This window comes from Nocardia cyriacigeorgica, from assembly GCF_005863245.1.
Classification (GTDB): Bacteria; Actinomycetota; Actinomycetes; order Mycobacteriales; family Mycobacteriaceae; genus Nocardia; species Nocardia cyriacigeorgica_C.
Window position 1 is genome coordinate 119818 of sequence record NZ_VBUT01000011.1, and the last position, 22269, is coordinate 142086.

Consider the following 22269-nt stretch of genomic DNA (forward strand, 5'->3'; position numbering starts at 1 on the left):
CTGACAGACTACCGCCGATCACCGGGGCGATCACGGATCCATAGGCAATTCTCAGCTTCGGATTTCACCCGGATTCGTCACACCCAGTTGCCGAATCGGACATTACTGACAACTCTGGAAGAGTGAAACCCCGGCTCGAACCGTCCGTCGCTCTTCCCTACGAATCTTCTGTGCCCGCTGCGGATTCCGTGCTGCTACCGCACCGGGTGCACGATCTACGCGGCCGGGCGGTCGAGGAGTTGCGGTATCCGCCGACGGCGGTGCTGGTGTTCGCCGGCGTCCCCGGCGCTGGTAAGAGCACGGCGCTACGGGCCTTGTTCGGGTCGACGGCCGAGGCCGAGCAGCCGCCCGCCGGTCCGGCCGGGTCGGTGGTGCTGGACTCGCAACATTCGCGCAACTCGTGGCGGCACCGGCTGGGCCGGCTGCCCTATCCGCTGTGGCGACCCGTGGTGCATATCGCGCACTACACCCGGATACGGAACGCGTTGCGCGACAACGCCGGACCGGTCGTCGTGCACGATTGCGCCACGTTCGGCTGGGCCCGGCGAATGCTGGCCCGCTGGGCGGCGGCACGGGGGCGGGAACTGCACCTGATCCTCATCGACGTCCCCGCGACCATCGCCCGCGCGGGCCAGTACACGCGCGGGCGCCGGGTCAACGGGTTCTTCTTCCGGCTGCACTGCGTGCGCTGGCGGCAGCTGCTGCGCGCGGTGGACGCCGGGCCGATCACCGATCCGGCGCCCGCCTCGATCGTCATCGCCGACCGGGAGACCGTCGGCGGGATGCGCCGGGTGAGCTTCGCGGCCTGAGCGGCGGGCGCTCACCGGCAGCAGCCGGGTGCGCCGCCGAAGGACGGCAGGTGTTACCCGCCGACGCTCGACGTAGCGCATCGCCCCCGACTGGGCTGGGTCTACTCGGGCACGAGGATCGACAGAGCGCCGGGCACCGCGCGCAGGGTGATCGGAAGTACGCCCACCGGCTCCCCGTCCGCGGTCGCCGGCGCACCCGGCGCGTTCAGCGAGATCCGCTGCGCGCGGTAGTGCGACACGGCCGGATGGTCGATCCGTTTACCCGAGGCCAGGGCGGGCAGCAGCCGCAACATGTTCAGCCGGGAGACCGCGCGCACCACGGTGACGTCGAGCAGTCCGTCGTCGACGACGGCGTCCGGGCAGACCAGCATGCCGCCGCCGTAGGTGCGGGTGTTGCCGACCGCGACCAGCATGGCGTCGGTCTCGACCACGGTGTCCGGCTGCGCTGTCCCATCGGACAGTTCGATGCGATATGGGGTGGCGGCACGGCTCGCGAGCTCGGCCAGCGCGGCCACGGTGTAGCGCAGCGGACCCTTGGGCCACCGCAATCTGTTGGCGCGCAGGGTGACTCGCGCGTCGAAACCGGTGCCGGTGATGGTGGCGAACCACATGGGCGCGGCATCGGTGCGCTCGATCAGGCCGAGGTCGATCCTGCGGGTCATCCCACCGAGCACCACGTCGGCCGCGGCCACCGGGTCGTCGTTCGGGATGCCGAACTCACGGGCGAGATCGTTGCCGGTGCCGCCGGGGATCAGTCCGATCGGGGTACCGGTTTCCGCCAGCGCCTCGAGCATCACCGACACCAAGCCGTCGCCACCCGCGCAGACCACCGCGTCCGGACGCTGCGGCCCGGTCACTTCGGCACGCACCAGACGCACCGATTCGGCGGCCGAGGGCGCGCGGATCTCGGTGACCTGCACGCCGCATTCGGCGAGCCGGGCGATGGCGGCAGCGGCGACGTCATGGCCCTTGCCCATCCCCGACAGCGCGTTGGTCACCACCGTGACCTTGCGGATCTCGCGCCGCGACTGCGTCGTCATGGGACCAGCTTGCCCGGGTTGAGGATGCCCGCGGGGTCGATTTCCTGTTTCACCGCGCGCAGCACCCGCACCCCGAGGTCGCCGATCTCGTCTGGGATCCACGCGCGGTGGTCGGCGCCGACGGCGTGATGGTGGGTGATGGTGCCGCCGGCCGCGATGATGGCATCGCCCGCCGCTCGTTTGGCGGTCTGCCACTGGGCCAGCGGATCGTCGAGCAGCTTGGCGATGACGGTGAAGTAGAGCGAGGCACCGGTCGGGTAGGTGTGCGAGATATGGCACATCACCAGCGCGGGAGTGCCCTGACCAGTGAGCGATTCGGTGAGCGCCGCGGTGACCTTCGCCTTGAGGTTCGACAGGTTCGACCAGGTGGTCGCCGTTTCCAGGGTCTCGCAGAGCACACCGGCGTCCAGCAGCGAGTCGCGCAGGTACGGCGCCGAGAAGCGCCCGCTCTCCCACTCGCGGGCCGGCGTCTCGCCGAGCACCGTGCCACCGGCGGCCGACAGCAATGCGCCCGCCTCGAGCCCGCGCGCGGCGACATGCATTTCGGTGCCCTCGAAGGTGGTGATGGCCAGGCAGCCGCTCACCGGCTCACCGCCGATATCGGCGGTGCGGGCGAGGTTGACGCCGGTCTCCACCTCATCGGACAGACGCAGCACCGTCGGCGCCGCACCGGCCTGCACGACCGCACGCAACGCGGCGGCCCCGGTCTCGAAGTCCGGGAACGACCAGGCCTGGTAGGCAATGGTTTCCGGCACCGGATGCACGCGCACGGTGACCTCGGTGATGATGCCGAGCGCACCCTCCGAGCCGACGAACAGCTCACGCAGATCAGGGCCCGCGGCCGAGGCGGGCGCGCGACCGAGCTCGAGCGTGCCGGTCGGCGTGGCGATCCGGAGCGCCTGCACCATGTCGTCGAAGCGGCCGTAGCCCGCCGACGCCTGCCCGGACGAGCGGGTGGCCGCGAACCCGCCGATGCTGGCGAATTCGAAACTCTGCGGGAAGTGGCCGAGCGACAGGCCGTGCGCGCCCAGCAGTTCCTCGGCGCGCGGACCGGTGACGCCCGCGCCGAACGTCGCGGTGGCACTCACCGGGTCGACCGCGTGCAGCGCGTTCAGCCTGCGCAGATCCAGGGAGATCACCGCGGCGAAATCACCGCGGATCGGGTCGAGCCCGCCGACGACGCTGGTGCCGCCGCCGAACGGGACCACCGCGATCCCGGCCTCGGCGCAATAGCCGAGCACGGCGACCACCTGATCGTGATCGGCGGGGAACACCACCGCGTCCGGCGCGTCCTGCGGGCCCTCTGCGCGGCGGCGTAGCAGGTCGGGAGTGCTCTTGCCGCCGGCGTGCAGCAGCCGGTCGTGGTGGTCGGTACTGACGTGCTCGGCACCGACCACCGCGGCCAGCCCGGCGCGCGCGGTCGGCGTCAACGCCGAATCACGCAGCGGCACGTCGCCCTCATCGCGGCGTGTCACGGTCTCGCCGGACACCCCGAACACCTGCTTCAGCAGGCCCCGGATCTGGGGCGAGAGCGGTTTGTGTCCAGCGGGAGCGCCCCAGGCGTCCCACACCATACTCGTCGGGAGCGCTGCGTCGTCCGGGTTCGCGAAGGGATCCGGATCGGCGCCGGCGGGCTGCTGCGTATCGACCATGCGTTACAGTTTGACATAGACTGTCAAGCAGTAACCGAGCAAATGCAGTACTGCGCGGCGACCCGCACTCGATCGCCACGCCCGACCCCGGTGGTGAGCCCATGACCGTCTCCGACGAGCCCGACGCCGAGCCCTCGGCCATCGACCTCGCGATCCTGGATGCCGCACGCGCCTGCGTCGCGGAGTTCGGGGTCCGGCGCACCACGCTCACCGAGGTGGCACGCCGCGCCGGAGTGAGCAGGCCGACCGTCTACCGGCGCTGGCCCGACACCGGCTCGCTGGTGGCCGAACTGCTGGTGCGCGAACTGGGCGACATCCTCACCACCGCGATGCCCACCGACGGCGTGGTGCGACAGCGACTGGTCGACGGCATCGTCGCCGGTGCGGCGGCGGTGCGCGCGAACCCGTTGTTCCGCAAGATCTTCCGCGCCGACACCGACCTGATGCTCACCTACGTGTTCGGACGGCTCGGCCGTAACCAGCGCCACCTGATCGAGCTGTTCGCCGCAGCGATCCGGGAAGGCCACGCGGACGGATCCGTCCGCGACGGCGATCCCGCGCAGATGGCGACGATGCTGCTGCTCATCGCGCAATCGGTGGTGCAGTCGGCGGAGACGGTCTCCGGCCTGCTCGCCGGCGGCGACCTCGACGCCGAGCTGGCCCGCGCCATCGACGGCTATCTGACGCCGTCCGCGCGAGCTGCGACCGCGTCGGCCGGCGAGACGACCTGACCGGCGACGCGTGGCGTCTACTGCCCGGATGCGACGGCACAGCGCTCCCGGACGAGGTACTCACCCGTGAGACACGACCCACCGACAACGACGTTCTCCTCTCCGGGTGCTCGCCTCGGCCCACCACCGCACCACCCACCACCCGAGGACAAGGACCGATATGACCAAGAATTCGGTACCCACCGGCGACTCCACCCTCAACGCCGCGCGTCGCGAGCGCGAACTCGGCGCACTCGGCGACGGCACCGAGATCGACGTCCTGGTGATCGGCGGCGGCGTCACCGGAACCGGTGTCGCGCTCGACGCCGCCTCCCGTGGGCTGCGCACGGTGCTGGTGGAACGGCACGACCTGGCCTTCGGCACCAGCCGGTGGAGTTCCAAACTCGTGCACGGCGGGCTGCGGTATCTGGCGGGCGGGCATATCGGCATCGCGCACGAGAGCGCGGTGGAGCGCGGCATCCTGATCCGCACCACCGCACCGCATCTGGTGCGCCCGATCCCGCAGCTGGTGCCGCTGCTGCCCACGTTGGGGGTGGCTCAGAGCTCGCTGGTGCGCGCCGGATTCCTGGCCGGTGATCTGCTGCGCCGCGGCGCGGGCACCCCGGCGAGTCTGCTGCCGCGATCGCGGCGGGTGGCGGCGGCCGAAGCCCTGCGGCTGGCACCCACCGTGCGCCGGGACGGGTTGCGCGGTGGCCTGACGGCCTGGGACGGACAATTGGTGGACGATGCCCGGCTGGTGGTCGCGCTGGCGCGTACCGCCTCCGCGGCCGGTGCGTCGGTGCTGACGCGGGTCGAGGTCACCGCCGCCACCGGCGACTCCGCGACGCTGCGCGATACCCGCACCGGCGAGACGCTGACCGTGCGTGCCCGCGCCGTCGTCAACGCGACCGGCGTGTGGGCCGATCAGGTCGACCCCAGCATCGAGCTGCGGCCCAGCCGCGGCACCCACCTGGTCTTCGACGCCGCCGCCTTCGGCGGGTTGAGCGCCTCGCTGACGGTGCCGGTGCCCGGTAGCACCAGCCGTTTCGTCTTCGCCTTCCCCGCCGCGCACGGCCGGGTCTACCTGGGCCTCACCGACGAGGACGCCCCCGGGCCCGTGCCCGACGAGCCCCGCCCCACCGACGCCGAAATAGATTTCCTGCTCGACACCATCAACGCCGCCCTGCGCGAACCGCTGACCCGCGCCGATATCCGCGGCAGCTACGCCGGTCTGCGTCCGCTGCTGAAAACCGGCACCGACAGCACCGCCGACATCTCCCGCGAACACGCCGTGCTGCACTCCCCCGACGGCCTGATCACCATCGTCGGCGGCAAACTCACCACCTACCGCAAGATGGCCGAGGACACCGTCGACGCCGCCGTCACCCACGCGGGCCTCACCGCGGGCCCCTGCCGCACCAGGCAGCTGCCGCTGGTCGGCGCGGTCTCCGGCGCCGCCCGCGACAAGATCGCCGCACCACCGGTCCTGGTCGACCGCTACGGCTCCGAAGCGAGCGCCGTACTCGCCCGGGCCGAAGCCGACCCGGGCCTGCTCGAACCCGTAGCCCCCGGAATCGACGTCACCCGAGCCGAATTCGCGTGGGCGATCTCGCACGAAGGCGCCCTCGACGCCGCCGACCTCCTCGACCGCCGCACCCGCATCGGACTGGTCGCCGAGGACCGGGAGGCCGCATTGCCGGCGGCGGAAGAGGCGCTCGCGGCACTGACCGACTAGCGAACGCTGTCGATCGAGTCGTGCGCGATCCAGCCGGCGACCTCCGCGCGCATGCACGCGCGAGGCCATCGGTCCAGCCCGTGGGCGGCTTCGGCGGCGCGGATGGCGCGCAGGCCCGGGGTTTCCTCGTCGGCGGACAGGTAGCGGAAGCCCATACTGCGGTAGTACGGGCCATTCCATTCGACGTCGGTGAACGTGGTCAAGGTGAGCGCCGGTAAGCCGTGGTCGGCGGCCCAGCGGGCCGCGTGGTCGATCAGGTGACGGCCGATCCGCCGCCCGGCAGAGGCGGGATGCACCGAGACCTGCTCGATGTGGGCATTGCCATCCACGACGGCGACGACCAGGTACGCGACAGGCGCGCCGCCATCGGTCCACACCCAGGCCCGACCGGCGTCGACGAACTCGCGCAATGTCTCGATGGCCGGTGGATCGTCCTCGGCGACCGCCGTCATCCCGATCGTGGCGAACGGGGCACCCGCCGCACGTTCGATCTCATGGAGCAGTGACAGGTCGGACAGCACGGCGGCGCGGATCACCGGGCCAACGGTAGTCGTGGCCGGCTCGGGTTCTCGACCTGTTATTCGTCACTTCCCGCTCCGGATCACGTGCCGGAGCGTCGGCTACCCGGTAACTTCGAACTCGTGCTCCCCGCGCAGGCGGGGATGATCCAGGGGGCGGCTCGGAACCCGCACCGATCACCACGTGTTCCCCGCGCGCGGGGATGGATCGGACTCGCACCGAGCCCGGCATGCTCGACCCGCCGGGTTGCCAGGTGGCCTACGGTGAGGCTGCAAGGAAGGAGGCGTGAATGCTCGGCAGATCCACAGTCGCAGTCGCGCCAGGCGACGGCCTTGTGGCGAGGTTCGGCGAAGTCCTCGTGTATATCGGCGGCGAGAGCGCTTCCATCGACCGCATTCTCGGCGCCGTCGAGGCCGCGTCGGAGGTCGAATCGCCCGGCGCCGCGCTGGCCCAGCGATTGGCCCCGGTGGTGTTCGGCGTCAATTCCGCGCCACCACCGTTCGGCGTGCTCGCCCCGACCGACGACGGCACGCTGGTGCTGTTGCGCGGACCCGTGGCCGCGCTGATCGACGGCGCCGAAGGAGCTCGACGGCTGACCGGTTCACGCGCGTTCACCTGGGTCGACGAGATCGTGCGGGTGCCGATCCGCTCGATCACCATCGGCCCGGACACGACATCCCAGATCACCGAACACCCGCGCAGCAATCTGCGTTCGGGCGTCGTGCCCGGTGGCGGATTCGTGTTGCGGGCCGGTGTCCGTCGCAGCGGACGCAAGCCCGCCGCACGCGCCACCTCGACCGCCGCGGCACCGAGCGAGCCGCCGGCCACCGCGCCCGCCGGTTTCGCCGCCGCCGAGGCCGACGCCGACTCCGATCAGCACCCCGTGACCAGCGCCGCGCCACCCGCACCGAGCACTCCGCCGGTGCCGCCCCGGCATCGCGCCAACCCGAAACCCGACGGCACCCAGGCCATGTCGCTGGCCTGGTCACAGGCCCCGGCGACGCTGCGCTCCGATCCGCCGGAACCGGTCGCCCTGCACAAACCGGGCCCGCAGGACACGGTCCGCCGGCGGCCACGCCTCGCCGTCGGCGCACCACCGAACACGCAGGTCCCCGGGGTCCTGGTCGCCGAGGACGGCGCCACCTACCCGCTGGACCGCCCCTACGTCATCGGCCGTGGCCCCTCCGCCGACGAATCGGTCCGCCGCGCCACCGCGGCCCCGATCGTGTTGCAGCGCGACCGTCACATCTCCCGGGTGCACGCCTTCGTCTCGCTGGAGGACGGCAAGGTCTTCGTCCGCGACGCGGGCACCGCCTCCGGCACCTTCGTCGCGACCCCCGACTCCCCGAAGTGGGCACGCGTCGGCCAGTCCCCCACCGAACTCCCACCCGGCGGGCGGATCCGGATCAGCGAACGAGTGCTGACCTACCAGGCGAGCACCGTCCCGCCGCGAACCGAGGGCGTCGACACCGGCAAGTAGCCGCGTGGGGGCACAATGGCCCCATGCACCGCAAAGGGCCGACCGAGGATATCGACGAGTCCGCACTGTCGGTGACCCCGCCGAAACAGCAGGCCGCAGGCGTCACCGCGGTGGCCGTCGCGTTGAAGCGGGCCGTCGAGGACATGGGTGTGGTGCGCACGGCCCGCACCCTGGTGCGACTCAATCAGGTCGACGGATTCGACTGTCCCGGCTGCGCCTGGCCCGAACCCACCGGCCATCGCAGGCCCGCCGAATTCTGCGAGAACGGCGCCAAAGCGGTCGGCGAGGAAGCCACGCTGCGCACCGTCACCCCGGAGTTCTTCGCCAGGCATTCGATCGCCGAGCTGGCGGACAAATCCGGGTACTGGCTGGGCAGGCAGGGCAGGCTGACCCACCCGATGGTGCTGCGTCCCGGCCAGGACCACTACACCCCCATCGACTGGGATGAGGCTTATCGGCTGATCGCCGACCACCTGCGCGCCCTCGACAGCCCCGACGAGGCGGTCTTCTACACCTCCGGCCGCACCGCCAACGAGACCGCGTTCCTGTATCAGCTGCTGGTGCGCAGCTTCGGCACCAACAACCTGCCCGACTGCTCGAATATGTGCCACGAATCCTCGGGCACCGCGCTGACCGGCTCGATCGGCATCGGCAAGGGCTCGGTGACCATCGATGATTTCGCCGCCGCCGACCTGATCATCGTCGCGGGCCAGAACCCGGGCACCAACCATCCCCGGATGCTCAGCGCCCTCGCCGACGCCAAGGCCGCCGGTGCGCGCATTATCGCGGTCAATCCGCTGCCCGAGACGGGGCTGATCGGGTTCCGCGATCCGCAGACCGTCCGCGGGCTCACCACCGGCGTCCCGATTGCCGACGATTTCCTGCAGATCCGGCTCGGCGGCGATATGGCCCTGTTCCAGGGTCTGGGCAAGCTGCTGTTCGAGGCCGAGGACCGCGCGCCGGGCACCGTCGTCGACCGGGCCTTCGTCGACGCGCACACCGCCGGGTTCGCCGAGTACGAAAAGCAGGTCCGCGCCGTCGATCTCGACGTGGTCGAGCAGGCGACCGGCCTCGGCCGCGAACAACTCGAGCACACCGCGCGCCTGTTCGCCGCCGCCGACCGCGTCATCGTCTGCTGGGCCATGGGCCTCACCCAGCAGTCGCACGGCGTCGCCACCATCGAGGAAGCCACCAATCTGCTGCTGATGCGCGGCATGATCGGCAAACCGGGCGCCGGTGTGTGCCCGGTGCGCGGGCATTCGAATGTGCAGGGCGATCGCACCATGGGCATCTGGGAGAAGATGCCCGAGTCGTTCCTGGCCGCCCTCGACCGCGAATTCGGCATCACCGCTCCGCGCGCGCACGGGTTCGACACGGTGAACGCCATCCGCGCCATGCGCGACGGCAAGGCGCGGGTGTTCTTCGGCATGGGCGGCAATTTCGTGGCCGCGACCCCCGATACGGAGGTCACCGAGGCGGCGTTGCGGGCCTGCGATCTCACCGTGCAGGTCTCGACCAAACTCAACCGCAGCCACGTCGTGCACGGCGCCACCGCGCTGATCCTGCCCACCCTCGGCCGCACCGACCTCGACGTCCAGGACGGTGTGAAACAGCAGGTGTCGGTGGAGGATTCGATGTCGATGGTGCACCTGTCCACCGGCCGGCTGCACCCGGTGAGCGAACACCTGCGCAGCGAGGTCGCCATCGTCTGCGAACTCGCCCAGCAGCTGTTCGGCCCGGACCATCCGGTGCCGTGGGCCGAGTTCCGCCGCGACTACGACCGCATCCGCGACGCCATCGCCCGCGTGGTGCCCGGCTGCGCCGACTACAACCGGAAGGTCCGGCAGCGCAACGGTTTCGTGCTGCCACATCCGCCGCGCGATGCCCGCGAATTCCGCACCGCCACCGGACGCGCCAACTTCGCGGTCAACGCGCTCACCTGGCTGCCGGTGCCGCCGGGCCGGCTGATCCTGCAGACCTTGCGCAGCCACGACCAGTACAACACCACCATCTACGGGCTGGAGGACCGCTATCGCGGTATCCACGGCGGCCGCAAAGTCGTGCTCGTCAACGCCGATGACATCGCCGAACTCGGCTTCGCCGATGGCGAGCTGGTCGATCTGGTCTCGGAGTGGAGCGACGGCGTGGAGCGCAGAGTCGAGGGTTTCCGCATCGTCGCCTATTCGACCCCGCGCGGCAATGCCGCCGCCTACTACCCGGAGACCAATCCGCTGATCCCGCTCGATCATGTGGCCGCGAGATCGAATACGCCGGTGGCCAAGGCGGTCACCATCCGGCTGGAGCGTGCCCGCTCATGAGCCGGGTCACCGCCCGCCGCCGGATGCAGCGCGTCTCCCCCGCCGGCCTGGTGCAGCGGCCCGACACCTTGGCGGTGGAGGAGCCGCTGGAGATCCGGGTGAACGGGACGTCGCTGACGGTCACCATGCGCACCCCGGGCAGCGATATCGATCTGGTGCACGGGTTCCTGTTCGCCGAGGGCGTGATCGACTCGGCCGAGGACATCCTCGCCGCTCGCTACTGCGCGGGCACCGATGACGAGGGCCGCAACACCTATAACGTCCTCGACGTCACCCTGCGCACACCCGCCCCGGTGAAGGCCAGGAACTTCCTGACCACCAGCGCCTGCGGGTTGTGCGGCAAGTCCGCGCTCGACGAGGTCCGCACCCGGACCCGCTTTCCGCTGCCCGCTGCGGCGGCGATGATCGGAGTCGAGGCGCTGGCCGCCCTGCCGGACACGCTGCGCGCCGAGCAGTCGGTCTTCGATGCCACCGGCGGCCTGCACGCGGCCGGGCTGTTCACCGCGGACGGCGCGGTGCTTGCGGTCCGCGAGGACATCGGCCGCCACAACGCCGTGGACAAGGTGGTCGGCTGGGCGGTGCGCGAGAACCGGATTCCGGCCACCGAGCTGGTGTTGATCGTGAGTGGCCGCGCGTCCTTCGAGTTGGTGCAGAAGGCCGTGATGGCCGGGATTCCGCTGCTGGCGGCCGTGTCGGCGCCCAGCTCACTGGCGGTCGATCTGGCCGCCGAATCCGGTCTCACCCTGGCCGGCTTCGTCCGTGGCGAGACCATGAACATCTATACCCACCCGGATCGGATCATCACCGGGTCGGCGAGCTCCCGCCCCGCCTGATCTGCGCGGGATTTCACGGGGTTTCTCAGCGCGCGAGCCGCTCAAGGCTCGCGCCGACCTGAGCGTCCGTCGCGGAGAGCTCATCGCACGGACGCTCAGCGCCGGGTTTCTCAGTCGGCGAGGGCCTCGAGCAGGGCGGCGCGCTGGCGTGCGCCCAGGCCGCCGATGCGGCGGTCCTCGGGGATCTCGGCCTGGTCGAGCAGCTTCGCCGCCTTGACCGGGCCGACACCGGGAAGGGCCTTGATAACGGCCGCGACCTTCGTCTTCTTGACCAGGTCGTCGGAGTCGGCCTTTTTCAGCAGATCAGCCACTGAGACCTTGCCCGACTTCACCTTGCCGATCAGTTCGGAGCGCGCCTTGCGGACCGCCGCCGCTTTGGCCAACGCTTCAGAGCGCTGTTCCGCGGTCATGGTAGGCAGTGCCATGTCTCCTCCGCTTTCACTCGTCACTCGAACATCTGACTCGAACATCTGGTTGACCGGACCGATTCAACATCACCGTACCGCCCAGGTACGCCCGACACACCGGGGAAGAACCCGGTGGATAACGCTGGTTGTACCGAGTGAGGCCGCGTAACGGCGGGGCCGCGCGCACCGACACATCAGCAGAGGCACCTGCACGGATCAAGGTTCAACGGCGAACCAGGGAGATCAAAGACGCTCTCCAGCACCGGGCGCGGACGGAAAGCACCGTCTGTCACCGTGTCCGAGCAGGTTGCGGACTGGGGGTCGGCCCGTTCTCGCCGCGGCGGGACCATCGGACTGATATCGTGCCGAACTAGAACACGTTTCATTTCGGCAGGAGTTCCCATGGCACGGCAGATCCGCGATGTGGTCGAGCAGTACGTCAAGCTGGTCGGCAGCGGCCCCACAGAGGACATCGTCGCGCTCTATGCGCCGGACGCGATCGTCGAAGACCCGATCGGCACCCCGCCGAAGCAGGGCCACGACGCGATCCGCGAGTTCTACAACATCCTGGCAAACCTCGAGCGCGAGACCTCGATCCATCCCGATACGGTCCGCATCGTCGGCAATCACGCCGCCTTCATGTTCACCCTGGTCACCATCGCCGGCGGGCAGCGCATGACGCTGCACCCGATCGATGTGATGGAGTTCGACGACGAAGGCCGGATCACCCACATGCGCGCCTACTGGGGGCAGGACGACCTGAGCATGGAGCCCGTCTGATCACAGGCCGCATCGCGGCCCCGACAGCGTCCTGAGCGACGCCCGGCGCGGCCCGATCGCGCAGCGGGTGCCCCCACGGCAGGTGATCACCCGCCGGCGCCTCACACGACGAGGCAGGCGTACCCGATGTGCATGCCGACGCCGACCTCCACCTGCACCCACGGCGCGATCTCCTGCGCCGTGGTCGGCTGCACCGCTTGGAGCGTGTGGTGGCCGCGGGTCGCCGGCGTCCAGGTGACCAGCGCGACCCCGTCGGTGGGCGCCACGGTGGCGAACGGCACCCCGTTGTCGTAGAAGGTCACCGGCGTCAACCCCTCGGTGAGCCGGGCCCGCACGGTGTACTGGCAGGTGGTGCCGTAGTTGGTGATCGGCCCGAACGAGAAGTCCGGCATCACGCTCACCTGCGTGACGGTGGCCGGCGCGGCGGGCGCGGTGACCACAAGACCGGAGGCCGCCGCCGCGGCGAAGACGGCCGCGGTGGCCAGGGTGCGGGCTCGGAAACGCTTCGACATCGGCCGCTCCTCGTTGTGCGACGCCTGCAGGTGCACCGACCCTACAACGATCACACCGGCCGAGAGGCCGTCATCGCCAACTCGGCGCCGAAACGATGAACGGCCCGCCCACAGTGTGGGCGGGCCGTTTCCGGAACGAACTCAGGCCGACTTCTCGCGACGCTCGGCGCGCTCGCGCTTGCGCGGCACGATGGTGGGCAGCACGTTGTCGTTGACGGTGTCGGCGTCCACGACCACCTTGGCGACGTCGTCGCGGCTGGGGATGTCGAACATCACCTGCTGCAGCACTTCCTCCATGATGGCGCGCAGGCCACGGGCACCGGTGCCGCGCAGGATGGCCTGATCGGCCACCGCTTCGAGCGCGTCGCGGGTGAACTCGAGATCCACCCCGTCCATCTCGAACAGCCGGATGTACTGCTTGACCAGCGCGTTCTTCGGCTCGGAGAGGATCTTGACCAGCGAATCCTTGTCCAGGTTGGTCACCGAGGCGACCACCGGCAGGCGGCCGATGAACTCGGGGATCAGACCGAACTTGATCAGGTCCTCCGGCATCACGTCGGCGAAGTGGTCGATGGTGTCGACCTCGGCCTTGGAGCGCACCTCGGCGCCGAAGCCGATACCGCGGTGGCCGGTGCGGTCGGAGATGATCTTCTCCAGCCCGGCGAACGCACCCGCGACGATGAACAGCACGTTGGTGGTGTCGATCTGGATGAATTCCTGGTGCGGATGCTTGCGCCCGCCCTGCGGCGGCACGCTGGCCTGGGTGCCTTCCAGGATCTTCAGCAGCGCCTGCTGCACACCCTCGCCGGAGACGTCACGGGTGATCGAGGGGTTCTCGCTCTTGCGGGCGATCTTGTCGACCTCGTCGATGTAGATGATGCCCGTCTCGGCGCGCTTGACGTCGTAGTCGGCGGCCTGGATCAGCTTGAGCAGGATGTTCTCGACGTCCTCACCGACGTAGCCCGCCTCGGTGAGCGCGGTGGCGTCGGCGATGGCGAACGGGACGTTGAGCATCTTGGCCAGCGTCTGTGCCAGATAGGTCTTACCGCAGCCGGTGGGGCCGAGCATCAGGATGTTCGACTTGGCCAGCTCGACGCTCTCGCCGCGGCTGTCGCGGCCCTTGTCGCCGGCCTGGATCCGCTTGTAGTGGTTGTAGACCGCCACGGCGAGCGTGCGCTTGGCGGTGTCCTGCCCGATCACGTAGTTCTCCAGGAAATCCCGGATCTCGGCGGGTTTGGGCAACTCATCGAGTTTGACCTCGCTGGACTCGGCCAGCTCCTCTTCGATGATCTCGTTGCACAGGTCGATGCACTCGTCGCAGATGTACACCCCGGGTCCCGCAATGAGCTTCTTGACCTGCTTTTGACTCTTTCCGCAGAACGAGCACTTCAGCAGATCGCCGCCATCACCGATGCGCGCCATCTCGTGGGTCCTACTTCCTTGTTCGCGTGCAACCGTCCATCCAGTTGCCAGCTTTCCGCCACCTGTGGAAGGTGTCGTTGAATCCGTCGACCGTATCCGGGTGGTGGTGCACTGCTGTCAACCGGGAGCAAAGGTCCCTAGGTCGACCGTACCCGGTGTGCGCGAAACTGGTCGACAACTCGCGCATGTTTCTCGCCGGGGTTGTGCGGGTTCTCACCATGATTCACCCGATTCGCCCGGTCGCCGAGCCGTCCACGGCACGCGCAACAATTCAGCAACCGCGTGTCGCCGGAAACCCGCGGCGCACAGGCGCCGCGGGTCGCCGAATTACTTCTGCGCGCTCAGCTTGCGGTAATCGAAGACCGTGTCGATGATGCCGTACTCCTTGGCGTCCTCGGCGGTCAGGATCTTGTCCCGGTCGGTGTCCTTGCGGATGGTGTCGGGATCCTTGCCGGTGTGGCGGGCCAGCGTGGTCTCCATCAGACGACGCATGCGCTCGATCTCGGCGGCCTGGATCTCCAGGTCGGAGACCTGGCCCTGGATGCCACCCTCCAGCGACGGCTGGTGGATGAGCACGCGGGCGTTGGGCAGGCAGGCCCGCTTACCGGGGGTACCGGCGGCCAGCAGCACGGCGGCCGCGGAGGCGGCCTGGCCGAGGCAGACGGTGGCCACATCGGCACGCACGTACTGCATGGTGTCGTAGATGGCCATCAGCGAGGTGAACGAGCCACCCGGCGAGTTGATGTACATGGTGATGTCGCGGTCGGGATCGAGCGACTCGAGCACCAGCAGCTGGGCCATGATGTCGTTCGCCGAGGCGTCGTCGACCTGCACGCCGAGGAAGATGATGCGCTCCTCGAACAGCTTGTTGTACGGGTTGGACTCCTTGACGCCGAAGCTCGAGTGTTCGATGAACGACGGCAGGATGTAGCGGGCCTGCGGGCCGGCCGGCGCGATACCGGACATGCCTGCGCGGGGGTCGATCAGGTTGGCCATCTTCGTCTCCAAAGTCGGTGGGAGGTGAGCTGATTCGCGGCTCAGTTACCGGCGCCGTTCGCCTGGCGAGCGCTGTTGATCACGCGATCGATGAAGCCGTACTCGAGGGCCTGGTTCGCGGTGAACCAGCGGTCGCGGTCGGCGTCGGCGGTAACCTGCTCCACCGTCTGACCGGTGTGCAGCGCCTGCAGTTCGTTGAGTTCGCGCTTGGTGTGCGCGAGCTGCTCGGCGTAGATCGAGATGTCGGCCGCGCTACCGCCGATGCCCGCCGACGGCTGGTGCATCATGATCCGGGTATGCGGCAGCGCGTAGCGCTTGCCCTTGGTGCCCGCGGTGAGCAGGAACTGCCCCATCGATGCGGCCAGGCCGAAGGCGATGGTCGCGATATCGCACTCGGCGTACTGCATCGTGTCGTAGATGGCCATACCGGCGCTGACCGAGCCACCGGGCGAGTTGATGTAGAGCGAGATGTCGCGGGTCGGGTCCTCGGCAGCCAGCAGCAGGATCTGCGCGCACAGCTTGTTGGCGATGTCGTCGTCGACCTGGGTACCCAGGAAGATGATGCGGTCGCGGAGCAAGCGCTCGTACACCGAATCACTGAGGTTGAGACCAGCAGTCGCGGATGTCATGACCCCTGCCTGGTTGATTGTCACGGATACCTGCCTTCTCTCGCCGGCTCGTTGCTGACACAAACATTAACGAAGCAGGGCGGCACCGAACTCCCGGTACCGCCCTTCTTCGCTCACAGCGCAATCTCGCTGGCGCTCGATTGCGCTGTGCGCGACCGCGCGCTGTACTTCTGGTTCACTCGCTTCGCTCGCTCACAGCGCAATCACAAGCCCCGAAAGGCACCCATCACGCTGGTCTCTCAATGGTTCTTCGCCGCTCGGCTTACTTCTCGGCGTCGGCCGAAGCCTCGGCGGGCTCGGCGGCCGCCTCGGTGTTCTCGGCGGCCGAATCCTCCGGAGCACCGAACATTTCGGTGGTGTCCACGGTGTTGCCCTCGGAATCGGTGACGGTGGCCTTGCCGACCACACCGGCCAGCGCCTTGCCGCGGCGCACGTCGGCGAACACCGCGCCGAGCTGACCGGCCTGCTGCACCTGCTGGATGAACTGCTCGGGCGACATGCCGTAGCGCTGGGCCTGGAACAGGATGCGCTCGGTGAGCTCCTCCTGGCCGACCTGGGTGCCCTCGGCCTCGGCGATGGCGTCCAGCAGCAGCTGGGTCTTCACCGACTTCTCGGCGGCCTCCTTGGTGTCCTTGTCGAACTCCTCGCGGCTGGAACCCTGCGCCTCGAGCGCCTCGGCGAACTTGGCCTCGTCGTGGTCGAAGCCGTGCACGGCGTCGTGCTCGACGGCGTCGATCTCGGCCTTGACCACGGCCTCGGGCAGCGGCACCTCGACCTTGTCGAGCAGCTGCTCGAGCACCTTGTCGCGGATGTCGCCGGCCTGCTGGACCTTCTTGACCCGCTCCACGCGGCCGCGCAGATCGGCCTTCAGTTCGTCGAGAGTGTCGAATTCGCTGGCCAGCTGGGCGAACTCGTCGTCGGCCTCGGGCAGCTCGCGCTCCTTGACCGAACCGACGGTGACGGTGATGACGGCTTCCTTGCCCGCGTGCTCGCCCGCCACCAGGGTGGAGGTGAACTCCTTGGACTCACCGGCCGACAGCCCGATGACGGCCTCGTCCAGGCCCTCGATGAGCTGACCGGAGCCGACCTCGTGGGACAGGCCGGTGGTCGAGGCCTCCGGCACGTCCTCACCGTCGACGGTGGCCGACAGATCGATGGAGATGAAGTCGCCTTCCTGCACCGGGCGGTCGACGCCGGTGAGGGTGCCGAAGCGCTGACGCAGCGACTGCAGCTGCTCGTCGATGTCGGAGTCGTCGACGGTGATGGCGTCGACGGTGACCTCGATGGTGCTGTAGTCGGGCAGGGTGATCTCCGGGCGGACGTCGACCTCGGCGGTGAACGCCAGCTCCTGGCCGTCTTCGATCTTGGTGATCTCGATCTCCGGCTGGCCGATGACCTTCACCTCGGAGGTGGTCACGGCCTCGCTGTAGCGGGCCGGAAGCACGTCGTTGACGACCTGCTCCAGGATCGCGCCGCGGCCGAGGCGCGCCTCGAGCAGCTTGGCCGGCGCCTTGCCCGGGCGGAAGCCGGGGATACGGACCTGCTTGGCCAGCGCCTTGTAGGCCTTGTCGAAGTCCGGCTTCAGCTCCTCGAAGGGCACCTCGACATTGATCCGGACCCGTGTCGGGCTCAGCTGCTCGACGGTGCTCTTCACGGACATGCTCCTTGTTCGTAGTTCATCGGTCGTTGACGTCGGTGGTCCCCCCGATCGCATCCAGGCAAGGTTAGTCGACCGGTGCGCACGCCCTGCAATCCGGGCAGGCGAACGCCCCCGTCACTACCGCAGCGGCGGCGCGGGCAGGGCGAGGACCTCCAGGGTCAGTTGTCCGGGACGTCGACCGCGTCGGTGACGAAGACGAGGGTTTCGTTCGGCTTGATGCCGTTGCCGCCGGGGCCGTAGCCGAGGTCGGGCGGGATGATCAGCAGCCTGCGGGTGCCCTCCTGGACGCCCTCGAGGCCCTGGTCCCAGCCGGGGATGACCATGCCGGCGCCCAGCGTCAGTTCGAAGGGCTCGCCGCGGTCGAAGGAGCTGTCGAGTTTCTTCTTGTCCGACCAGGTGACCAGCGTGTAGTTCATCTTCAGTTCCTGGCCGGGCTGCGCGCCCGCGCCGGAGCCGGTGACCAGGTCTTTGACGATCAGCTGCTTCGGCGGATCGCAGTCGTCGGGGATGGTGATGGTGGGGGCCTCACCGAAGCCGCCGGTGACGCCGATGTCGTCGGCGGTGCATTCCCGGCCGGTGGACGGCTTCGGGCTCGGTGCACCGGTGGCGGCGAACGCGCTCGTCGCGGCGGCGGTGGTGGTGGTGGTGGCCGCGGCGTCGGTGCCGGAGCTGTCGTCGGAACCGCAGGCCGACAGCGCGAAGGCGGCCGCGGCGAGGGTGGCGATACCGATGGTCCTGGCGGAGGTAGGCATGTCGCGCACCCTAATCGACGCGGCCGCGCGGTCGCGGATCGAGGCCGCGGGCAGCGGCAACCGGTGGGCCGAACTCCTGGGCCTACCGCGGATCCGGCCGGTAGCCTGACGGGGAATCTCCATCCGGTGCGTGGCACGAGCGTGAGGAGAGTCGCCCATGGCACAGCCTGGTTCGCACGGCGATCCCACCGCCGAGGAAACCTCGGCCGACAATGTCGGTGGTGGCGGCGGCCGATCAACACCGCCGAGTCCGTATCGACTCGCCGAAGCCCCCGGCCCGCTCGACACCGACGAGCTCGCGGCGATCGACGCCTGGTGGCGCGCGGCGAACTATCTGTCGGTGGGCCAGATCTATCTGATGGCCAATCCGCTGCTGCGCGAACCGTTGCGCCCCGAGCACATCAAACCGCGGCTACTCGGCCATTTCGGCACCGTGCCCGGGCTGAATCTGGTGTGGGTGCATGCCAATCGGGCGATTCTGGCCCGCGATCTGGACGCGGTGTTCGTCGCCGGTCCCGGCCACGGCGGCCCGGGGCCGAACGCGTGCGCCTGGCTCGAGGGCACCTATTCCGAGCTGTACAGCCACGTCCCGCGCGATATCGACGGCATGCGCGCGCTGTTCGCGCAGTTCTCCTTCCCCGGCGGGGTGCCGAGTCACTGCGCGCCGGAGACGCCCGGTTCCTTCCACGAGGGCGGTGAGCTCGGCTATTCGCTGCTACACGCGTTCGGCGCCGCGCTGGATCACCCGAATCTCACGGTGTTCTGCGTGGTCGGCGACGGTGAGGCCGAGACCGGCCCGCTCGCGGGCAGCTGGCATGCCGACAAGTTCCTCAATCCCGCCCGCGACGGCGCGGTGCTGCCGATTCTGGCGCTCAACGAATACAAGATCGCCAATCCGACGATCCTGGCCCGGATCCCCGAATCCGAGCTGATCTCACTGATGCGGGGCTACGGGTATGAGCCGCTGGTGGTGTCCGGCCGCGATCCGGCGCGGGTGCACCAGGCGATGGCCGAGGCGATGGACACCGCGCTGGAGCGGATCGCGCAGATCCAGCGGGCCGCCCGCGGCGACGGTGACGGTTCCCGCCCGCATTGGCCGATGATCGTGCTGCGCACCCCGAAGGGCTGGACCTGTCCCCCGCTGGTGGACGGCGAACCGGTGGAGGGCACGTTCCGGGCCCATCAGGTGCCGCTGCCCGCCGCCCGCACCGACGACGACCACCGGGCGGTGCTCGAACAGTGGTTGCGCTCGTATCGGCCCGCGGAGCTGTTCGACGAGTCCGGCGCCCCCGTCTCGGAGTTGATGGACCTCGTGCCTGCCGGTGATCGGCGGATGAGCGCGAACCCGGTGAGCAACGGCGGCGCGCAGGTGCGCGATCTGCGGTTGCCGGATTGGCGCGATTTCGGCGTCGAGGTGCCCGCACCCGGCGCGACCCACCACGAGGCCACCCGGGTACTCGGCGGCTGGCTGCGCGAGGTGACCGCGCGTAACCCGGACAACTTCCTGACCTTCGCGCCGGATGAGCTGGCCAGCAATCGTTTACAGGACATCCTCGAGGTCACCGGACGCAACTGGCAGGCCGAGATCGATGAGTTCGACGTCGGCCTCGACCGGCAGGGCCGGGTGATCGAGGTGCTGTCGGAGCACATGTGCCAGGGCCTGCTCGAGGGCTATCTGCTCACCGGCAGGCACGGCGTGTTCACCTGTTACGAGGCCTTCGTGCACATCGTCGACGCCATGTTCAATCAGCACGCCAAATGGCTCGACGCGAGTGCGGCGGTGCCGTGGCGGCGGCCGATCCCGAGCCTGAATTATCTGTTGTCGTCGCATGTCTGGCGGCAGGATCACAATGGTTTCACCCATCAGGACCCGGGTTTCCTCGATGTGGTGTTGAACAAGAAGCCCGAGATCGTGCGGGTGTACCTGCCACCGGACGCCAATACCCTGCTGTCCACGTTCGATCACTGCCTGCGTTCACGCCACTACGTCAACGTGGTGGTCGCGGGCAAACAGCCGCAGCCCGACTGGCTTTCGGTCGAGGCGGCGGCGCTGCACTGCGCGCGCGGGATCGGCATCTGGGAGTGGGCGGGTAACAACGACGAACTCGGCACCGCCCCCGATGTGGTGCTGGCCTGTGCGGGTGATGTGCCGACCCTGGAAACACTTGCCGCCGCCGCCATCCTGCGAGAGCATCTACCACAACTGCGGGTGCGGGTGATCAATGTGGTGGACCTGATGCGGCTGCTGCCGGGCACCGACCATCCGCACGGACTCCCCGATTCCGAATTCGACACCCTGTTCACCCACGATCGCCCGGTGATCTTCGCCTTCCACGGCTACCCGTGGCTGATCCACCGGCTCACCTACCGTCGCACCAACCACTCGGGTCTGCACGTGCGCGGATACAAGGAGCGCGGAACCACCACCACACCGTTCGACATGGTGATGCTCAACGATATGGACCGCTATCACCTGGTCACCGATGTGATCGACCGCGTGGCTGGACTGCGCGAGAAGGCCGGCGGGCTGCGCCAGCAGATGCAGGACGCACGGCTGCGTGCCCGGACCTGGACCCGAGAACACGGCGAGGACATTCCCGAAGTGGCGAATTGGCGCTGGCCGGCTGAGATCATTGCCCGACGTAATGAAACGAGTTACATTCGGTAGCAGGGTCGCTTGCAACTGCTAGCAGGCAGCAAGCGGCCGGGCGTTTTCGCAGACAAAGGAGTCTGAATCATGCCGGCTACCGGGACCGATGACGCGTGGGCCGAGGACACCGCCCCGCCCGTATCGCACATGCTCATCGACGACCGCTTCGTGCCGGTGGCCACGAAGTTCTTCGCGATGGTGCGGCGTCGCCGCCACGGTGGCGCGGCGCTCGCGGTCTATCTGGACGGCGCGCCCGTGCTCGACATCTGGAGCGGCTGGGCCGCACCCGGCCGGCGCTGGCGTGGCGACACCATGGCACTGGCCTACTCCACCGGTAAGGGCGTGGCCGCGACGGTGGCACATCGGCTGATCGAACGCGGCCTGCTCGCGCTGGACGAACCGGTCGCCACCTACTGGCCCGAGTTCGCCGCCAACGGCAAGGACACCATCACCGTCCGCGAGGTGCTCAACCATCGCGCGGGCCTGCAACGCACCCGCGGACTGCTCGACGATCCCGAGCGCATGCTCGACCACGACGCCCTGGCCGCCGCACTCGCCGCCGCCGCGCCCGATCCGCTGCGGATGCGCGCCTCCGGCTATCACGGACTGACCTTCGGCACGCTGGTGGCCGAGATCGCCCAGCGCGCGACAGGCAAGCCGTTCCCCGAGCTGGTGCGCACCGAACTCGCCGAACCGCTCGGTCATGACGATCTCTGGTTCGGCGTCCCCGAACACCATCGGCCGCGCATCGCACCGCTGTCGCCGCGCCTGCATATCGCCCGCGTGCCGCTCGATCGGTTGACCGGGCTGACCGGATCGCTGCGGCCGCTGACCTCGCTGCGCGAAGTGATCTACGACGGCTGGGCCGAGATGAGCCAGACCGAGCGCCCCTACACCGCGATGATGCCGGGCTGGAACGGCGTGTTCACCGCTCGCGCGCTGGCCGCGATGTACGGCGCGATCGCCAACGACGGACGCATCGGCCGTCGACGGCTGTTGAAGCCGGAAACGACCAGGATGATCGCCAGGATGCCGGCCAACAGTCGCTTCGACTATGTGCTCGGCGCCCCGCCGCACCATGCGCTCGGCTATCACCGCGGCATCGTCGGCGCCACGTTGACTCGCCACGCCCTCGGCCACTACGGCATCGGCGGCTCCGGCGCCATGGCGATGCCCGGCCTGGGTCTGTCGATCGCCTTCGTCACCAACCAGCTCGGCAATCACGCCATGTCGCTGGGTGATGGGCGGCTGCCGATGCTCGCTGCCGCGGCGGTTCGATCCGCGCGCTCGGCTCGCGGTGCCGGTCCGGCCGAACTGACCGCCGCCGCGAGCTGAACCGCTCAGCTGCCGGCGCGTCAGCGCGCG

Annotated in this window: 19 protein-coding genes; 9 read left to right on the forward strand and 10 right to left on the reverse strand. The window is 69.2% G+C overall.

The annotated features are described in order from the left end of the window. Window positions 1-170: 170 nt before the first annotated feature. Window positions 171-809, forward strand: a complete 639-nt coding sequence (locus tag FEK34_RS24895) for a zeta toxin family protein (protein ID WP_249359582.1) — start codon at window positions 171-173, stop codon at window positions 807-809. Between the two features lie 101 nt (window positions 810-910). Here FEK34_RS24895 and FEK34_RS24900 read toward each other — a convergent pair whose 3' ends face one another. Together FEK34_RS24900 and FEK34_RS24905 are read right to left on the reverse strand one after the other, a co-directional pair. Next, the gene (locus FEK34_RS24900; RefSeq protein WP_138451578.1) at window positions 911-1849 is read right to left on the reverse strand and encodes a diacylglycerol kinase; all 939 of its coding nucleotides are present in this window, start codon (window positions 1847-1849) and stop codon (window positions 911-913) included. Continuing rightward, window positions 1846-3423 carry an FAD-binding oxidoreductase gene (locus FEK34_RS24905; RefSeq protein ID WP_138451841.1) on the reverse strand — a complete coding sequence of 526 codons (1578 nt, stop codon included), beginning with the start codon at window positions 3421-3423 and terminating at the stop codon, window positions 1846-1848. Before FEK34_RS24905 ends, FEK34_RS24900 begins: the two co-directional genes overlap by 4 nt. Window positions 3424-3602: 179 nt before the next feature. Between FEK34_RS24905 and FEK34_RS24910 the strand changes: the two genes are divergently transcribed. Both FEK34_RS24910 and FEK34_RS24915 read left to right on the forward strand, forming a co-directional pair. Then, the gene (locus FEK34_RS24910; RefSeq protein WP_138451580.1) at window positions 3603-4232 is read left to right on the forward strand and encodes a TetR/AcrR family transcriptional regulator; all 630 of its coding nucleotides are present in this window, start codon (window positions 3603-3605) and stop codon (window positions 4230-4232) included. Between the two features lie 160 nt (window positions 4233-4392). Then, window positions 4393-5946, forward strand: a complete 1554-nt coding sequence (locus FEK34_RS24915; protein ID WP_138451582.1) for a glycerol-3-phosphate dehydrogenase/oxidase — start codon at window positions 4393-4395, stop codon at window positions 5944-5946. Here FEK34_RS24915 and FEK34_RS24920 read toward each other — a convergent pair. Beyond that, window positions 5943-6482, reverse strand: coding sequence for a GNAT family N-acetyltransferase (locus FEK34_RS24920; RefSeq protein WP_171048375.1), 540 nt, complete (start codon window positions 6480-6482; stop codon window positions 5943-5945). The two genes, FEK34_RS24915 and FEK34_RS24920, sit on opposite strands and share 4 nt — an antisense overlap. Window positions 6483-6754: 272 nt before the next feature. Between FEK34_RS24920 and FEK34_RS24925 the strand changes: the two genes are divergently transcribed. Genes FEK34_RS24925 through fdhD form a run of 3 tightly spaced genes read left to right on the forward strand, consistent with a single transcriptional unit; the run spans window position 6755 to window position 11096 of the window. After that, window positions 6755-7945, forward strand: coding sequence for an FHA domain-containing protein (locus FEK34_RS24925; protein ID WP_138451584.1), 1191 nt, complete (start codon window positions 6755-6757; stop codon window positions 7943-7945). A 23-nt stretch (window positions 7946-7968) separates the two neighbouring features. Next, window positions 7969-10263, forward strand: a complete 2295-nt coding sequence (locus tag FEK34_RS24930; RefSeq protein ID WP_138451586.1) for an FdhF/YdeP family oxidoreductase — start codon at window positions 7969-7971, stop codon at window positions 10261-10263. Next, window positions 10260-11096, forward strand: coding sequence for a formate dehydrogenase accessory sulfurtransferase FdhD (fdhD, locus tag FEK34_RS24935; RefSeq protein ID WP_138451588.1), 837 nt, complete (start codon window positions 10260-10262; stop codon window positions 11094-11096). The genes FEK34_RS24930 and fdhD overlap by 4 nt, the downstream gene beginning before the upstream one ends. Before the next feature lie 110 nt (window positions 11097-11206). Here fdhD and mihF read toward each other — a convergent pair whose 3' ends face one another. Then, window positions 11207-11521 (reverse strand): integration host factor, actinobacterial type, encoded by a 315-nt coding sequence (gene mihF, locus FEK34_RS24940; RefSeq protein WP_014349663.1) that lies wholly within the window; start codon window positions 11519-11521, stop codon window positions 11207-11209. Between the two features lie 384 nt (window positions 11522-11905). Here mihF and FEK34_RS24945 point away from each other — a divergent pair, with 384 nt between their 5' ends. Next, the gene (locus tag FEK34_RS24945) at window positions 11906-12283 is read left to right on the forward strand and encodes a nuclear transport factor 2 family protein (protein WP_138451590.1); all 378 of its coding nucleotides are present in this window, start codon (window positions 11906-11908) and stop codon (window positions 12281-12283) included. A 101-nt stretch (window positions 12284-12384) separates the two neighbouring features. On the opposite strand, the gene FEK34_RS24950 is transcribed toward FEK34_RS24945, so the two are convergent. From FEK34_RS24950 to FEK34_RS24975, 6 genes are all read right to left on the reverse strand, one after another. Continuing rightward, on the reverse strand, window positions 12385-12795 hold the full coding sequence (locus FEK34_RS24950) for an Ig-like domain repeat protein (RefSeq protein ID WP_138451592.1): 411 nt from the start codon (window positions 12793-12795) through the stop codon (window positions 12385-12387). A 141-nt stretch (window positions 12796-12936) separates the two neighbouring features. Further along, window positions 12937-14217 (reverse strand): ATP-dependent Clp protease ATP-binding subunit ClpX, encoded by a 1281-nt coding sequence (gene clpX / locus FEK34_RS24955; RefSeq protein WP_014349660.1) that lies wholly within the window; start codon window positions 14215-14217, stop codon window positions 12937-12939. Window positions 14218-14544: 327 nt separating this feature from the next. Then, window positions 14545-15213, reverse strand: coding sequence for an ATP-dependent Clp protease proteolytic subunit (locus tag FEK34_RS24960; protein WP_138451594.1), 669 nt, complete (start codon window positions 15211-15213; stop codon window positions 14545-14547). A gap of 41 nt (window positions 15214-15254) precedes the next feature. After that, window positions 15255-15842 carry an ATP-dependent Clp protease proteolytic subunit gene (locus FEK34_RS24965; RefSeq protein ID WP_036534548.1) on the reverse strand — a complete coding sequence of 196 codons (588 nt, stop codon included), beginning with the start codon at window positions 15840-15842 and terminating at the stop codon, window positions 15255-15257. 262 nt (window positions 15843-16104) lie between these two features. Then, complete coding sequence (gene tig, locus FEK34_RS24970; RefSeq protein WP_138451596.1) at window positions 16105-17496, reverse strand: trigger factor; 1392 nt, start codon at window positions 17494-17496, stop codon at window positions 16105-16107. 164 nt (window positions 17497-17660) lie between these two features. Continuing rightward, window positions 17661-18254 (reverse strand): FKBP-type peptidyl-prolyl cis-trans isomerase, encoded by a 594-nt coding sequence (locus FEK34_RS24975; RefSeq protein ID WP_138451598.1) that lies wholly within the window; start codon window positions 18252-18254, stop codon window positions 17661-17663. 157 nt (window positions 18255-18411) lie between these two features. Between FEK34_RS24975 and FEK34_RS24980 the strand changes: the two genes are divergently transcribed. Next, window positions 18412-20922, forward strand: coding sequence for a phosphoketolase family protein (locus FEK34_RS24980; protein WP_138451600.1), 2511 nt, complete (start codon window positions 18412-18414; stop codon window positions 20920-20922). 69 nt (window positions 20923-20991) lie between these two features. Further along, window positions 20992-22239, forward strand: coding sequence for a serine hydrolase domain-containing protein (locus tag FEK34_RS24985; RefSeq protein ID WP_138451602.1), 1248 nt, complete (start codon window positions 20992-20994; stop codon window positions 22237-22239). The last annotated feature ends 30 nt before the right edge of the window (window positions 22240-22269 follow it).

What these genes read in the sequence shown, in the direction of transcription:
- fdhD (WP_138451588.1), top strand. Translation starts at nt 10,260, where the DNA reads ATGAGCCGGGTCACCGCCCGCCGCCGGATGCAGCGCGTCTCCCCCGCC.
- FEK34_RS24905 (WP_138451841.1), bottom strand. Translation starts at nt 3,423, where the DNA reads ATGGTGTGGGACGCCTGGGGCGCTCCCGCTGGACACAAACCGCTCTCG.
- clpX (WP_014349660.1), bottom strand. Translation starts at nt 14,217, where the DNA reads ATGGCGCGCATCGGTGATGGCGGCGATCTGCTGAAGTGCTCGTTCTGC.
- mihF (WP_014349663.1), bottom strand. Translation starts at nt 11,521, where the DNA reads ATGGCACTGCCTACCATGACCGCGGAACAGCGCTCTGAAGCGTTGGCC.
- FEK34_RS24910 (WP_138451580.1), top strand. Translation starts at nt 3,603, where the DNA reads ATGACCGTCTCCGACGAGCCCGACGCCGAGCCCTCGGCCATCGACCTC.
- FEK34_RS24960 (WP_138451594.1), bottom strand. Translation starts at nt 15,213, where the DNA reads ATGGCCAACCTGATCGACCCCCGCGCAGGCATGTCCGGTATCGCGCCG.
- FEK34_RS24980 (WP_138451600.1), top strand. Translation starts at nt 18,412, where the DNA reads ATGGCACAGCCTGGTTCGCACGGCGATCCCACCGCCGAGGAAACCTCG.
- FEK34_RS24900 (WP_138451578.1), bottom strand. Translation starts at nt 1,849, where the DNA reads ATGACGACGCAGTCGCGGCGCGAGATCCGCAAGGTCACGGTGGTGACC.
- FEK34_RS24950 (WP_138451592.1), bottom strand. Translation starts at nt 12,795, where the DNA reads ATGTCGAAGCGTTTCCGAGCCCGCACCCTGGCCACCGCGGCCGTCTTC.
- FEK34_RS24975 (WP_138451598.1), bottom strand. Translation starts at nt 18,254, where the DNA reads ATGCCTACCTCCGCCAGGACCATCGGTATCGCCACCCTCGCCGCGGCC.
- FEK34_RS24945 (WP_138451590.1), top strand. Translation starts at nt 11,906, where the DNA reads ATGGCACGGCAGATCCGCGATGTGGTCGAGCAGTACGTCAAGCTGGTC.
- FEK34_RS24915 (WP_138451582.1), top strand. Translation starts at nt 4,393, where the DNA reads ATGACCAAGAATTCGGTACCCACCGGCGACTCCACCCTCAACGCCGCG.
- FEK34_RS24925 (WP_138451584.1), top strand. Translation starts at nt 6,755, where the DNA reads ATGCTCGGCAGATCCACAGTCGCAGTCGCGCCAGGCGACGGCCTTGTG.
- FEK34_RS24965 (WP_036534548.1), bottom strand. Translation starts at nt 15,842, where the DNA reads ATGACATCCGCGACTGCTGGTCTCAACCTCAGTGATTCGGTGTACGAG.
- FEK34_RS24930 (WP_138451586.1), top strand. Translation starts at nt 7,969, where the DNA reads ATGCACCGCAAAGGGCCGACCGAGGATATCGACGAGTCCGCACTGTCG.
- FEK34_RS24985 (WP_138451602.1), top strand. Translation starts at nt 20,992, where the DNA reads ATGCCGGCTACCGGGACCGATGACGCGTGGGCCGAGGACACCGCCCCG.